Origin of the sequence: Xylanimonas allomyrinae (genome assembly GCF_004135345.1) — a bacterium.
Classification (GTDB): Bacteria; Actinomycetota; Actinomycetes; order Actinomycetales; family Cellulomonadaceae; genus Xylanimonas; species Xylanimonas allomyrinae.
In genome coordinates this window covers 1749886-1763318 of record NZ_CP035495.1, presented here as the reverse complement: position 1 = coordinate 1763318, position 13433 = coordinate 1749886, and the positions used below count along the sequence as shown (strand labels likewise).

14 protein-coding genes are annotated in these 13433 nt (G+C 70.6%); 7 read left to right on the top strand and 7 right to left on the bottom strand.

The features are described 5' to 3' along the window. Position 1: 1 nt before the first annotated feature. Both ET495_RS08025 and ET495_RS18100 read right to left on the bottom strand, forming a co-directional pair. The gene (locus ET495_RS08025) at positions 2-670 is read right to left on the bottom strand and encodes an SAF domain-containing protein (RefSeq protein ID WP_129204068.1); all 669 of its coding nucleotides are present in this window, start codon (positions 668-670) and stop codon (positions 2-4) included. A gap of 30 nt (positions 671-700) precedes the next feature. Continuing rightward, positions 701-1345 carry a hypothetical protein gene (locus ET495_RS18100; protein WP_211340994.1) on the bottom strand — a complete coding sequence of 215 codons (645 nt, stop codon included), beginning with the start codon at positions 1343-1345 and terminating at the stop codon, positions 701-703. A 258-nt stretch (positions 1346-1603) separates the two neighbouring features. On the opposite strand from ET495_RS18100, the gene ET495_RS08015 reads away from it, so the two are divergent. The 5 genes from ET495_RS08015 to ET495_RS07995 are packed head-to-tail and all read left to right on the top strand — an operon-like array spanning position 1604 to position 5196. Further along, complete coding sequence (locus ET495_RS08015; protein WP_245993372.1) at positions 1604-2833, top strand: AAA family ATPase; 1230 nt, start codon at positions 1604-1606, stop codon at positions 2831-2833. An 11-nt stretch (positions 2834-2844) separates the two neighbouring features. Continuing rightward, the gene (locus tag ET495_RS08010) at positions 2845-3285 is read left to right on the top strand and encodes a hypothetical protein (RefSeq protein WP_245993371.1); all 441 of its coding nucleotides are present in this window, start codon (positions 2845-2847) and stop codon (positions 3283-3285) included. Continuing rightward, on the top strand, positions 3282-3509 hold the full coding sequence (locus ET495_RS08005) for a DUF2997 domain-containing protein (RefSeq protein ID WP_129204062.1): 228 nt from the start codon (positions 3282-3284) through the stop codon (positions 3507-3509). The genes ET495_RS08010 and ET495_RS08005 overlap by 4 nt, the downstream gene beginning before the upstream one ends. A gap of 27 nt (positions 3510-3536) precedes the next feature. Continuing rightward, a complete protein-coding gene (locus ET495_RS18590; RefSeq protein ID WP_129204060.1) occupies positions 3537-4529 on the top strand; it encodes a ComEA family DNA-binding protein in 993 nt (330 codons plus the stop codon). After that, positions 4507-5196 (top strand): 4Fe-4S single cluster domain-containing protein, encoded by a 690-nt coding sequence (locus ET495_RS07995; protein ID WP_245993370.1) that lies wholly within the window; start codon positions 4507-4509, stop codon positions 5194-5196. The genes ET495_RS18590 and ET495_RS07995 overlap by 23 nt, the downstream gene beginning before the upstream one ends. 31 nt (positions 5197-5227) lie before the next feature. Here the strand turns inward: ET495_RS07995 and ET495_RS07990 are convergent, their stop codons facing one another. From ET495_RS07990 to ET495_RS19145, 4 genes are all read right to left on the bottom strand, one after another. Beyond that, the gene (locus tag ET495_RS07990) at positions 5228-6298 is read right to left on the bottom strand and encodes a hypothetical protein (RefSeq protein ID WP_129204056.1); all 1071 of its coding nucleotides are present in this window, start codon (positions 6296-6298) and stop codon (positions 5228-5230) included. A 486-nt stretch (positions 6299-6784) separates the two neighbouring features. After that, positions 6785-7903, bottom strand: coding sequence for a metal ABC transporter solute-binding protein, Zn/Mn family (locus ET495_RS07985; RefSeq protein ID WP_129204054.1), 1119 nt, complete (start codon positions 7901-7903; stop codon positions 6785-6787). Positions 7904-7997: 94 nt separating this feature from the next. Further along, on the bottom strand, positions 7998-8321 hold the full coding sequence (locus ET495_RS07980; protein WP_129204052.1) for a histone-like nucleoid-structuring protein Lsr2: 324 nt from the start codon (positions 8319-8321) through the stop codon (positions 7998-8000). Between the two features lie 403 nt (positions 8322-8724). After that, a complete protein-coding gene (locus tag ET495_RS19145; protein ID WP_129204050.1) occupies positions 8725-9684 on the bottom strand; it encodes an FKBP-type peptidyl-prolyl cis-trans isomerase in 960 nt (319 codons plus the stop codon). A gap of 418 nt (positions 9685-10102) precedes the next feature. On the opposite strand from ET495_RS19145, the gene ET495_RS07965 reads away from it, so the two are divergent. Continuing rightward, positions 10103-10831, top strand: a complete 729-nt coding sequence (locus tag ET495_RS07965) for an alpha/beta hydrolase (protein WP_211340936.1) — start codon at positions 10103-10105, stop codon at positions 10829-10831. A gap of 60 nt (positions 10832-10891) precedes the next feature. Further along, positions 10892-11692, top strand: coding sequence for an alpha/beta fold hydrolase (locus tag ET495_RS07960; protein WP_129204047.1), 801 nt, complete (start codon positions 10892-10894; stop codon positions 11690-11692). Between the two features lie 31 nt (positions 11693-11723). On the opposite strand, the gene ET495_RS07955 is transcribed toward ET495_RS07960, so the two are convergent. Beyond that, complete coding sequence (locus ET495_RS07955) at positions 11724-13148, bottom strand: coiled-coil domain-containing protein (RefSeq protein ID WP_129204045.1); 1425 nt, start codon at positions 13146-13148, stop codon at positions 11724-11726. Positions 13149-13433: the final 285 nt, after the last annotated feature.

Sequence of the window (13433 nt, the reverse complement as noted above, 5' to 3'; positions counted from 1 at the left end):
CTCACCGGTCCCTCGACTCGAGCACGACCGCGAAGTCACCGGTCGCGACCCGGGCCGCGAGCAGCGCCGACTGCGCCTGCGGCACCAGCAGGTCCAGGACCGTGTTCCCCGTCTCCACCGACATTGAGACCCCTGCCACCTCCGCGGGCGTCGACGCCGGGACGTCACTCGCCTCGGTCGCAGCCGACGGCGTTACGACGACGGTCACCCGGTCACCGACCCGCAACCCCATGCCGGGCGCCTGCTTCGAGGACAGCTCGACTCCGACGATCGAGTACCCGTCCGCCGGGACCTGGATGTCGGTCACGGCGTCGGCCGAGATCGACGTACCCGCCGCGACGTCGACCGCGGCGCGCTTGCCGACGACGTCGTCGAGCCTCGATGCGGGGACGACCGCCCAGCCGAGATCCGACGGGATGCGGGCGACCGCGACGTCGTCGGACGCGATCACCTGCCCCCGCTCGATCCCGTCCCGGGCGGCGAGGACCTCGATCGTCGTGTCGTCGCGCGACCACACCATCCACCCCGACACGACACCCACCGCGACAAGCGTGAGCCCGGCGATCAGCACCGCCGGGCGCCGTCGCATCCCCGGCGGGGGCACGGCCTTCACTGGTGCGGGCGCTGGGGCGCCGCTCGACGAACGCTGACGAGTGGTGGTCTCGGACACGGGGCCCGTCCTTCCCTCCTCCTCGCAACCTCAGTTGGTCACGAGCACCTGCGCCTCACCGACCACGATCTGCACCGAACGCTCCAGGTCGTCCATGCGGATCGTGCCGGTCTGGCCTGCACCAGCCCAGTCGATGACCCAGTCAGAAGACGCGGTCACCGTGAACGAGTCACCCGGAAGCCCGGCGCTCGAGGACGAGTACGTGTACCCACAGTCCGGCGAGGGCTCGCCGCCACGGTCGTCGGTGAAAGGTGTGCCAGGCCCCGAGCAGACGACGGTCCCGCCGTCGCCCATCGACCAGGTGTACTTGTGGATCCGCGCCGTCGCCGTCACCGTGATCCCACCAGCAGACGCCGAAGCGGTGATCGGCCCGACAGTCGACGGACCCGGGTTGCGTGCCCACATCCACACCGGCATGCCCACGATCCCGATGGACCCCGGCCGCGGCTCGGGAACGATCCCGATCTCGATCGCCGACAGACCCATCTCGTCGACCGCCATCTGCGCCACCGCCCGCGGAGACGGACCCGCCGACGCCGGGGTCGGCGGATTCAGCAACCACACGTAGACGTCGACGTCGACCGGCAGCGGCTGATAGCAGCCGTAGACCGCACCGCCATCCTCCGGCGAGCGGCCCGCCCAGGAGGGATCACCCGCATCCGGCTGCGGATCCATCACCCGCACATAGCACTGCAACGACGACGACCAGTAGCCCAAGTCGCTCGTGCACGGCACCGGGCCAGCCGGAACGTCCGCGTAACCGAAGCGCGACGGGTCGAAGAAGCACGGAGAGCCTGCGCCAGAGTCCTGAGGACCGTCGTCGACCGGGTCGACGACGGGCTCTGTCGTCGGGGGCAAGACTGCGATGACGCACAGGCCGGTCCAGGAGTCGATCGTGCGGCACTCCGGGCCGGCAGCGTGCGCGAGCGGGACGTGACTCTGGTCGACTTCCCGTTGCCGGGCGCGGTGGAGATTGGCCGAGTCCTGGACGGGATCGTTGAGGCGAACCGGTCGGGTCGGATCGTGGTCGACCTGGATGCCGCGGGTCGTGAGGGTCTGGTGGTGGCCGCTCTCGGGCTGACGGTCAATGAGGCGTCGAACGCGTTCGCGAAGGCGATGGTCGCCGACGGCCGCCTGACCACCGAGGACGCAGAGGTCGTACTGGCTGAGAAGCGTTCGGTGGTGCGTAAGGCCGGCCTGTTGGAGTTCGTCGATGCGGACGCGGGGTTGATGGATGTTGGCGGGATGTCGGACCTGAAATGCTGGTTCGAAAAGCGGGACGGGTTATGGCTTCAGGAGGCACGCGCGTTCGGGGTGCCACCACCGAAAGGCGTGCTGATCACCGGGGTGCCGGGGTGTGGGAAGTCGTTGACGGCGAAGGCCGTGGCGGGGGTGTGGGGGCTGCCGTTGCTGCGCCTGGACGTGGGGCGGGTGTTTGGCGGGCTGATGGGTTCGAGCGAGGCGAACATGCGTGCGGTGCTGCGGACGGCGGAGGCAGTCGCACCATGCATCGTGTGGGTTGACGAGATCGACAAGGGCTTCGCTGGGCTGGCCAGTGGTGGTGACTCGGGTACGACTGCGCGTGTGTTCGGGTCGTTCCTGACGTGGATGGCGGAGAAGACGGCGCCGGTGTTCGTGATCGCGACGGCGAATCGTGCCGACCGGCTGCCGCCGGAGCTGGTGCGTAAGGGCCGCTTCGACGAAGTCTTCTTCGTCGACCTGCCCACCGCTGTGGAGCGGGAGGAAATCTGGGCGGTGCGACTGCGCGCCCGCCTGGAGGGCTCTCGGGCCGGTGGCGCGGTGCAAGTCGATCAGGGGTTGTGTACGCGCCTGGCGGCCGCATCGGAGGGGTTCTCCGGAGCGGAGATCGAGCAGAGCGTGGCGACGGCTTTGGTGGAAGCGTTCGCTGATCGTCGCCAGTTGTTGGAGGCAGACCTGTTCCGCGCGGTCGATGCGATGGTGCCGGTGAGTGTGACGCAGGCTGACGAGGTTGCCCAGGTGCGCTCCTGGGCGTCGACGCACGCGGTCCCGGCCACCGCGCCACAAGACCGGGTGGCGCCGCTCGGCGGTCTGCCGGGGGCTGGACCTGGTGGGCCTTTGGGTACGGACGGGAACGTGGACGGCTTCCCCAAATCGGGGTGGCAGAAGGGTGAGTTGAATTGAGTATCGGAGTCGTGCTGATCCCGCTCGCGTTGGCTGCGGCCTCCGCGCTGGGCGCCGCCGTCCCAGAACTGTCCGCGGACGGCGTGCTCGTGCAGCATGTCCGCACACGCATGCGGGACGCGGCGCTGTTGCGGGCTGCGTTGGCGGACACCGAAGCGCAGGTCACTGCTGCCGGTGAGGTGATCGTGGCGGCGTGGCGTGATGTGCGCGCCGAGTTCTCCCGAGACGGGCAAGGGATCTGGGCGGCGCAGTTCACCGGAAAGGTCGACGCGGAGCGTGCGACCGCGATCGTGACGGCTGTGGATGTGGCGTACGGCCGTCAGGTGCAGCAGAGCGTCTTGGCGCGGGTGCGGGCGCAGGCCCCGGTTGCGGGCATGACGGTGACATCCGAGAGGGTCGAGGCGGACGACTCGGTCACGCTCGTCCTGACCCTTGATCGGCCAGCCGGATGAACGCCATCGAGCCGCAGCAGGTCGTGGTGTCCGTCGCTACCGACGGCACGGTCACTGCACACACCGTCGGGATCAAGGGTTCGGCATGCGTGGACAGCATCGGTGTCTTGGAGGATCTGCTCGACGCGGCGACCGTCTCGAGCGAGTTCACCCGTGAGTACACGCAGTCGTCCGTGACTGCCGACACGGTGGTCGAGGTCGATGATGACGTCCGCCAGTACTGACCCGGCGCAACTGCTTGCCCGGCGAGGATGGCGGGTGCGTCACAGTGCGTGGCTGCTCGCAGTGGTTCTCGGGATGGGGATGTTCTCCTTCGTCGGGTTCTTGTACACAGCGATCCGTGTCGGGACTGCGCGCTTCTGGGTCATTGCAGGGGCGGCGTGTGCGGCGTCGGTGTTCTGTTTCTACGCGTTTGCGACGACGCCCACCGACGACGCGAACGTGGAGGACGCGCCACTTGTCTGGCAGGACTACGCGCTGTTCGGTATCTGGCTCGGCATGATCATCTTCGCCATCTTGCACAACCGGGCGTATCTGCAGTGGCGGTCTCGCCCGGCCAAGATGCGGGACTGGTACGCGCAGCCCGCGACGGCAGGGCCGACGCCCGCCCCGGTGTCCCGGGCATTCCCGTGCCTGCCGGCCCGCTCGACGACGGTCCTGCGCATCGTGGTCCCGGACAGCTCGGGCCCCAGCCGTTCTTCGCCTCCCCGGGGGGTGTACCGCCGGCGCACGTACCTCCGCAGGGGTTCCCACCTGCCTACCCAGCACCCGGGCATCTGGTCCCCGGCTACACGGCGCCCGGATCCGGTGCGCCCGGCTACGGGCCGTCGACGTCTCCGCCCTTCGGTATCGATGGGTCGCAGTACTACGCACCCGCCACACCGGCGGCGGAGGTGCAACCACCCCCGCAGGGCTCCCAGCCTGGCGTGGTGCGCGCTGCGGGCGGGCGTGTCGACGTCAACAATGCGGTACCCGACCAGTTGGCTGCTGCTCTGGGTGGGGATGGAGCGCTGGCGTCTCGGATCGTGGCCGCTCGCGACGCGCACGGCGGGTTCGCGAGCCTGGACGACATGGTGTCCGCAGCACGGCTGGCACCGCACGAGTTCGTCCGGGTGCGTGACGTTGTCGTCTTCGAGCCCCGCACGCCCACGGGGTCCCAGGCCGAGCTCGACGCGCCCGGCATGGGCGCGCCTGTGCACGAGCCTTTCGAGGGGAGCGGTGGTGGCCGCGTCCTGGACTACTGAGCCCGACCGTCAGGCACCCGCACCGGGGACGGTGACGGTGCGGATCGGGCACGTCGTGGCTCGCACGGATGCTGAAGGGCCAGGATCGCGGTTTGCGATCTGGGCGCAGGGCTGCACGATCCGCTGCGAGGGCTGCTTCAACCCGCACCTGTGGGGAACTGTCGGCGGCTACGCCGTCACGGTTGACGAGCTCATGGATGAGATCCTTGTGACAGCGGCAGACGGCATTATCGAGGGTGTCACGCTGCTGGGCGGGGAACCCTTCGACCAGGCTTCCGGGTTCGCCCGCCTGTGCGCGCAGGTCCAGGCGGCGGGCCTCTCGACGGTGGTCTTCACCGGCCACACGCTCGGAACACTGACCGGACCGGAGGCGCCCGCGGGCGCGGCTGAGCTGCTCGCGGTGACCGACCTGCTCATCGACGGCCCATATCTCGCGGACCGTCGGGACATGACACGGCCGTGGGTCGGGTCGGACAACCAGGAGTTCCACCACCTGACTGACCGGTACGTGCACTTGAAGGACACCCTGGGGCTCCTACCCGACCGTGTCGAGGTTCGTGTCGCCGCCAACGGTGCGGTAGCGGTCAACGGGTGGACAGACGTCGACCACCTGGACCAACTACTGACTGGCACGACACCCACCGTGGGCCGCGGTCACATCCGGTAGCAAGCAGCCCGGCAACCGCGTCCGAGGCGGGCTACTTCTCGAACTCGCAGGTTCCGGGGCGAAGGGTGCAGTCAGTGCTGGGCGCAACGCCGGGCGCCTCTCTGTCTTTCCAGCGGTCTGGGATCGGCACCATGCCCGACGGCGCCTTGCCGGAAGACCCGGTGCCGGACGGCTTGGTGGTGCCGGACGGCTTGGTGGAACCGGACGACCCTGACGTTGAGGGCGAGGGCTTCTTGGTGCCTGAGGACGAGCTCGCGGCAGCGTGTCGCGCCTGCTCGGCGGCGATGCGCGCCTGCTCGGCGTCCCAGGCGGCCTTGGCCTGCGTGACCCCGCCCTGGGCTTCGGCGACAGCGGTGGAGGCTGCCTCGATGGCAGCCTTCGCGTCAGCGCGAGCCTTGGCGGCGGCGTTGCAGCCCTCGACGGTGGACTCGTCGATGGCCGGGAGGTTCGTAGCGGTGGCGACCGCGGCGTTGAGGGAGTCGATGGAGTCGCGCAGCACCTGGCGAGGCGCGTTGTCCAGGACTCTGCCGTCGGTGGCGGTCAGCTGCTCTTCGGCTGGAGCGGTGTTGACGGCGGCGATCGTGGCCGCCAGGTCGTCGCTGGCCTGCTGGGCTGCGATCTTGGCCTGGTCGAGGAGCCACAGCGCGTGCTGCTCGCTCACGGCATCGGATGCCGCCTGGAGCGGGGCTTTGTGAGCGCGCACGTCGCGCAGGGCGCGGGCGATGGCGTCGCGCTGCCGTTCGGCGCTCGAGCGGTCGGCGTCGTCGTCGGGCTGGTTGATGCGCAGGGCGCAGGCGGCCTGTGCGTCCAGGACTTCGTCCTTGAGGTGGGTGTGCACCTGCGGGTCGCGGACCTTGTCGACGGTGTCGGACACCAGCGTCTGCGCCGTGTCGATCTGGGCGCACAGGTCTCGCTGGGCGGCGGCGACCTGGTCACCGAGCGTGGCCGCCTCGGCGATCGCCCGGTGGGTGGCCGTGTGATCGATCCAGACCGCGGCCACGAGGCCACCACCCGTGAGGGTGACGGCTGCGGCGGCTGCCACGAGGATCTTGGTGGTGTTTTTCATGGTGGATCGTTCCTGATGATGGTGGGTGGCAGGCACCCGGTTCAGGAGACGAGCGGTGGTCGGGGGACTGCCGCCGTACGTGAGGCAAGGTGTCTGCAGCGACAACGAACTGGCTGGGGGTTCGGTAGCGGTGAGTGTGTGGCGAGAATGCCACGCACGGTCACTCCGTCCTTGGTGTTGTCGCACTGGGGATCACCGTTGTCGCGGGGACTGCGCTGTGCCAAGGCCCGCTTTTCTGGTTATGCCCGATCTGCAGGGTGAGGACGCACGGGCGAACCTCGGACCGAACCCATGCAGTGGAGTCCGGAAAGGTGGTGCAGATCGGCCAGTGCGCGTCGCCGGAGTGACGGCCGACGACGCGGGCGGGCGGCCGCATCATGGCGACCGGCCGCCACCTCGAAAAGAACCTCGCCGACTTCCTCGGCTGGCAACCCAGGCAGCACGGCGGACCACGACGCGAGAGACGACTCGCGGGACGTGATCGGCCGCGGTGCCTGGCCTTCCCTCAGACTCCTGCCGGCGTCACGGTGCGACGAGCCCCTCGGTGAGCGCCGCGAGGTTGCTGCGCATGATCGAGAGGAAGTCCTCGCCCGCCGCGGCGTTCTGCGTCGTCAGGCCTTCGAGCGTGTCGATCAGGCGAGCCTCGATGCCCAGGTCGTCGGCGAGAGTGCGCACGACGCGGGGGCTGGACAGCGTCTCGTAGAAGAGGGTTCCGACGTCGTGAGCGCGCACGATGTCGCTGATCTCGCGCAGGCGTGCGGGCGACGGCTCGATGCCGTGGTCGAGCCCGGTGATGCCGACCTGGTGCAGGCCGAATCGCTGGGCGAGGTAGCCGAACGCGGTGTGGTTGGTCACGAGCGTCGCACCGGCGAACGGGGCGAGCGCCTCGGCGAACTCGACGTCGAGCGCGGCGAGATCCTGCTCGAGCGCTGCCGCGTTGGCGTGGAAGGTCGCGGCGTTCTCGGGGTCGACGTCGGCGAGCGCCGCCGCGACGGGCTGCGCGAGCTGCGCCAGGCGCGTCGGGTCGAGCCAGAAGTGCGGGTCGTCGCCCCCCATCTCGTGCGCGTGGTCCTGCCCGTGGTGGTCGTGCGAGTGCCCGTCGTGCGAGTGGTCGTGCCCGTGCCCGTGCCCGTGTTCGTGCGAGTGCCCGTCGTGCGAGTGCCCGTGTTCGTGCGTGGCGTGCCCGTGGTCGTGCGAGTGCCCGTCGTGCGAGTGGTCGTGGGGGCAGACGCCGTCGTCGTGAGTGTGTCCGCCGGTCACGGAGGCGGGCAGCAGGTCGACGATCGTTGCGGCGTCGACGACGCGGCCCGGCTGCTGGGTCTCGACGGCGGCGTCGACGGCGTGCATGAACCCGCTGAGGGTCACGACGACGTCTGCGGCCCCCACGTCGCGCACGCGCGCCATGGAGAGCTCGAGGTGGTGGGGGTCCGCTGCGGGCGGGGTCAGGTTGTCGACGTCGGCGAGGTCACCGGCGACCCGCTCCGCCACGAACTGCAAGGGGTAGAACGACGTGACGACCCGGGGGCGCGCCGTGCCTTCGGGGGAGGGTGCCGGGTCGGTGGTGCCGAGGGTCAGGGCCGTCGTGACGAGCGCGACGGGCAGTGCGGCTGCGGCGACGAGGAGGTGACGACGTTTGATCATGAGAATGATCCTCACCTGCAATGAGAATCATTCTTAGCAGGAGGCGCTCCGTGCCTCCTGACCTGGCGCGCCGGGCGGCGCGTCGCGGTTCGGGTCAGCGAGCCTCGTACGCGGCGAGCACCGCGCCCGGGATCCGGCCCCGGTCGGCGACCGTGTGACCGTTGGCCCGTGCCCACTCCCGAATCGCGTCGAGGTCGGCGCGGGACGCCGGGCGCGTTCCGGCGCCGCGCGCCGATCGGGCACCCGCCGTCTTGCGTGCGGCGGCCGTGTATGCGGCGATGGCCCGCACGAAGTCCTCGCGTTCCGTGTGGGTCAGGTCAATGCTGTAGGCGGCGTTCTCGAAAGCGAAGCTGACTGTGACCGCCTCCGGTGCTCCGGAGATGTCCGAGTAGGTTTCGACGATAGTTCTCTGTGCCATGCCAATGAGACTAATCGCGCGCTTTGAGAAGATGCAAGCGTTGCGGGGCCGTCGTCGATGAGATTCCCCTGCGGAACGCGCACAATTGCCCGTCGATGACCTTCTGGGCAGGACGCTGACCGGGAGATTGGCGCCGAAGCGGGCGCGACCTGCGATAGAAATGGCGGGTGGGGGAGGTCGCGGTGAAGAGCCACCAGATCGCGCCGGTCACTGGCGCATGGTGTCGTTCGTCCGAAGAACTACGAATACCGGAGCCAAATCCTGGGCCGCACCGTGAACACGCTTCATCCGGTGCTCACGATGCGAGGCATCCCGGTGTCTGCCGATTTGCGCCGCGGGCTCCACATGCGCGAGGCCGCCCCCGGTCGGGGGGGCGGCCTCGCGTCGCTCTGCGGTCAGTGCCTCACTGCGCGGCGAGGATGTCGACGACGAAGATGAGCGTCGCCCCGCCGGGGATCGAACCCTTGCCTTCGGCGCCGTATCCCTTGTCGGCGGGCACGACGAGAAGCACCTGGCTGCCGACGGTCTGCCCGGCCAGCCCCTCGGTCCAGCCCGGGATGACCTGCTGCAGCGAGAAGGTCGCCGGCACCTGCTTGTCCCACGACGAGTCGAACTGAGTACCGTCGGTCAGCCAGCCCGTGTAGTGCACCGTGAGGGTCTGAGCGGACGTCACCTCCGGACCGGCCCCCTTGATGAGGGTCTGGGCGACGAGGTCGCCTGACGGCTCGAAGCCCTCCGGGATGTCGATGGACGGCTTGCCGTGCTCGCCGAGCGTGACGGTCGGGAGCCCCTCAGGCGGCGTCACCGGTTCGCCCTCGGCGCGCCACTCGCCCTGGGTTGCGACCTCGAGGAGCATGAGCATCGTCGTCGTCGAGCCGTCCTGCTGTGCGGACGGGTTGGCCACCAGGGCGCGTGCGCCGACGTTGGCCCCCTTGAGCGTGTCGTTGATGGCGCCAAGGTTCGGGTCGCCCAGCGTGACGGCCTCGGGCGTGTTGGTGCCCTCCTTCCACGTCGAGCCTGCCCGCGAGCCGTCGGCGTTGAAGATCACGTAGTGCAGCTCGAGCTTCGCCCCCTCGCGCAGCGCCTCGCCGTCGCCCTTGTCGACCAGGCGGGTCGTCGGAACGGAGACCGACAGCGGCGCGTCGAACTCGAGCGTGGGCTCGGCGCCGGCGTCTCCCTTGACGCGAACCGCGGCGAGGGCGGCGACGTCCTGCGCGGTGGGAGTGGGGTCGTCGGCCGCAGGCGTCGACGACGACGCCGTGGCGTCTGTCGACCCGTCGTTGTCGCCGGATGCGCAGCCCGTCAGGGCAAGGGCGGCTGAGAGAGCGAGCGCGGCGGCGCCCGCGGTGATGCGGAGGTTCACGGGAAGGTCCTTAGCAGTGAGGAGTCGCGAGCCATGCTAACGGCCGCAACCGGACGACCCGTGAGAAGTCAGGGAAGAATAGGGGTATGCCGTCTTCTCGCCGATCCTCGCGACGCCCGTACGGTGCCGAGCACGTCCCGGTCGACCTGGACCGCGCGCTCGGTGGCGTCAGGCACGTGTCGGCCGACGACGGCGAGTGGACGGTCCGCCCGGTCCGGGGAGCAGACAAGACCTACCGGTGCCCGGGCTGCCAGCAGGAGATCGCGCCCGGCACGGCGCACGTCGTGGCGTGGTCGCGCGACGCCATCGGAGGAGAGGCGGCGGGCCTCGACGCCCGTCGCCACTGGCACCGCAGCTGTTGGGACCGCCGCTCGCGTTTGCGCTGATCGCTCCTGTTCGGCCGACTAGGCTCTGACGCGTGGTGCATCAGATCCGCTCGCTCACCGTCCTCCCCGCCCTGCGCGAGGAGATCGAGCTGCACACGGCCGACGGCCTGACTCTCGTCGGCGAGCTGGCGCGGCCCGTCGACGTCGACCCGGCGGCGACCCTGGTCACCTTCCACCCGCTGCCCACGCACGGCGGCTTCATGGACTCGCACGTCTTCCGCAAGGCCGCGTGGCGGCTGCCCGCGCTGGCCGACCTCGCGGTGCTCCGCTTCAACACGCGTGGCACCGCCTCGCCGCGGGGCACCTCCGAGGGAACGTTCGACGGCGGCGCCGCCGAGCGGTTCGACGTCGCGGCCGCGTACGAGTACGCGCAGTTTCACGGCCTGCCGCGGCGCTGGGCCGTGGGCTGGTCCTTCGGCACCGAGCTGATCCTCCAGCATGGCGCCGATCCGAGCATCGAGGGCGCGATCCTGCTGTCGCCCCCGCTGCGGCGCGCGACCGACGCCGATCTCGACCGGTGGGCGGACTTCGGTCGCCCGCTCGTCGTGCTCGTGCCCGAGCACGACGACTACCTGCGGCCCGCAGAGGCACGCGAGCGGTTCGCGCGCGTACCGCAGGCCGAGGTGATCGGCGTCGACGGCGCGAAGCACCTCTGGGTGGGCGAGCCCGCGGTGCGACGTGTGCTGGATGAGATCGTGTCGCACGTGACTCCTGGCCAGGCGACTTTGCCCGTGACGTGGGACGGTGAGACCAGCACTTGACAGACCGCCGCCGATGCCTCAAATGACTACAGACCGGACACGACCCGACGGAGGGCGATGATGACCTCGCTGCCAACCCTGGCACTGCACGAGCTTCACGACGGCGGCGGCGTGCCGATCGTGCTGATCCACGCGTTCCCGCTGGACCACCGCGTGTGGATTCCCGCGGCGGAGGCACTCCCGGCGAACCTGCGCGCCGTCGCGGTCGACCTCCCCGGGCAGGGGTACAGCGAGTCCGGCGGCATCGCAGCCAGCATGGATCTGGTGGCCGACGCCGTCTACCACACGCTCCAGAACGCGGGCATCGCCAACGCCGTCGTCGTCGGCCTGTCCATGGGCGGATATGCGGCGCTCGCCCTGACCGACCGGCACCCCGGGTTCGTCTCGGGCCTCGGGCTCGTCGACACCAAGTCCACGGCCGACGCGCCGCAGGCGCGGTCCAACCGGTTGCGCATCGCGCGCGAGATGGAGATGGGGCAGTCGCTCCAGCCGGTGCTCGCGCTCCCGTCGCAGCTCTTGGGCGAGACGAGCCTGCGCGTGCGGCGCCAGCTTCTGCCGACCCTCGACGCGTGGGTGCACTCGCAGGCGCCGCGTGGCCTCGCCTGGGCATTGCGCACCATGGCGAACCGCCCCGACCGCACTGCGGTGCTCGAACGGTTCGCCGGGCCCGTCGCGGTCGTCGTCGGTGCGGAGGATGCGGTGACGCCCCTGACGGACGCCGAGCACATGGTCCAGGCGGCAAAGGATGCAGCGCTGACCGTCGTCCCCGGTGCGGGGCACCTGAGCCCGCTGGAGGACCCGCGCACGGTCGCGGCGGCGCTGGCGCTGCTGCACCGCCGCGTGGTGCGCGGGCGCCGCTGACGGGATCGCCGGCGCGGCCGGACCGTCCCGGTCAGGCCGGCGACGCCTCCTCGGCTGCGTCCTGTGCCGTGGGCTCCGATCCCGGTGCGTCCGGCGCGACCGTCGTCGCGTCCTGACCGGTCGGGGTCGACTCGGCCGGCGTCGTCGCGCGAGAGGGCTCGGCGGGGGTGCGGCCGGCCGACCGGCGCGACGAGGGCGCGGCGACCGTCGCGACGGGAACCGACGGGGCCGACTCGTCCTTCTCCGTCCCGAGCAGCCCGCGCAGCTCGTCGAGGTAGGTGTTGATCGACTCCTGCTTGCGCGAGAGGTCCTCGAACTGGCGCTGCGCCGCTCCGCGGTGAGCCTCGGCCTCGGCGCGCGCATCGTTGACCGTCTGCTCGGCGAACGCCCGCGCCTCGGAGACGATGCGGTCGGCGGTGCGGCGTGACTCGCCCACCAGGTCCTTGACGTACTGGTCCGACTCGGTGCGCACCTTCTCGGCCTGCTGCAGGGCGACGGCGACGCGCTTCTCGGCCTCGGCGGCGTGCTCCTCGGCGGTCCGGACGAGCCGGTCGGTCTCCGCCTTGGCGACCTCGTGGCGATCGGCGGCCTCGCGCTCGACCTGCTCGCGGCGCTGGGTGATCTCGAGCTCGGCGTCCGCGAGGGCGCTGCGTGCGGCCTCGCGCAGCTCCTCGATCTCCGTCGCGGCGGTGTGCGCCGCCTCGGTGGCCTGGTGCTTGGCCTCGGCGATGATCCGCGCGGCCTCGCGGCGCGTGGACTCCAGGAGGTCGTTGGCCTCGCGCTCGGACTCCTGGCGCAAGGCCGCGGCGTCGGCGGCGGCCTGCGCGCGCAGCTGGGCGGCGTCACGCTCCGCGGCGAGACGCAGCTCGGTGACCTCGCGCTCCGTCGTCGAGCGCAGCACGCCGAGCTCGCGCTCGATGCTCGCTCGGCGCTCCGACTCCTCGGTCTGGATCGTGCTCGCGATGAGCGCGGCCTCGCGCTCGGCCGATCCGACCAGCTCCTCGGCGCGACGCTGGGCGGCCAGCAGCGTGCCCTCGGCCTCGGCGCCCGTCGTCGAGCGGATCTCCTCGGCCTCGCGGCGTGCGGAGGCGAGCAGCTCCGACACCTCGGACTCGGCGCGTGCGCGCACCTGCCCGGCTGCGAGCTTGGCGCGCGCCATGACGTCGGACGACTGCTGGTTGGCCTGCGTCAGCACGTCGGCAGACTGCTCCTCGGCCGAGCGCAGGAGCTGCTCGATGCGCGAGCCGAGCCCCGAGTACGACGGACGGTCCTGCTCGCGCAGCTGGCGCTGCGCCTCGGCGAGCTCGGACTGGAGGTGCATCGCACGCCCGTCCGAGGCCTCGACCAGGCGGCGGGCCTCGTCGAGTGCTTGGTCGAGGCGTGCGAGCTGGTTCTCGACCTGAGCGCGGTCGTAGCCGCGCATGGTGATCGGGAAGAGCGTGCGCTCGTCGGACACGGCGGGACCTCCGAAAGGATGGGGGTGGGGAGACGCTCGCGTCAGGATAGTGGCAGGCAGGGCCGACGTCATGGGCAGTGGCGTGCATAACGGACGAAACCAGGGTCCGTCGCGGCTGATGGGTCACACTGGCAGGGTGGGACACGTGGCTCTTGCGCGTGAAGGAGTGGTGCAGATTCCGCTCTTGCGCCGCAACGGCGTCGTCCGGCGGCCTCCGCCTGGACTGGGACCCGCCCTGACTCCGTATCCTGGGATGTCGTTCGTGCGAGCCAACCGGAAGGAAGT

What these genes read in the sequence shown, in the direction of transcription:
- ET495_RS07985 (WP_129204054.1), bottom strand. Translation starts at nt 7,903, where the DNA reads ATGATCAAACGTCGTCACCTCCTCGTCGCCGCAGCCGCACTGCCCGTC.
- ET495_RS18590 (WP_129204060.1), top strand. Translation starts at nt 3,537, where the DNA reads ATGGCGGGTGCGTCACAGTGCGTGGCTGCTCGCAGTGGTTCTCGGGAT.
- ET495_RS08005 (WP_129204062.1), top strand. Translation starts at nt 3,282, where the DNA reads ATGAACGCCATCGAGCCGCAGCAGGTCGTGGTGTCCGTCGCTACCGAC.
- ET495_RS18100 (WP_211340994.1), bottom strand. Translation starts at nt 1,345, where the DNA reads ATGGATCCGCAGCCGGATGCGGGTGATCCCTCCTGGGCGGGCCGCTCG.
- ET495_RS07960 (WP_129204047.1), top strand. Translation starts at nt 10,892, where the DNA reads ATGACCTCGCTGCCAACCCTGGCACTGCACGAGCTTCACGACGGCGGC.
- ET495_RS07980 (WP_129204052.1), bottom strand. Translation starts at nt 8,321, where the DNA reads ATGGCACAGAGAACTATCGTCGAAACCTACTCGGACATCTCCGGAGCA.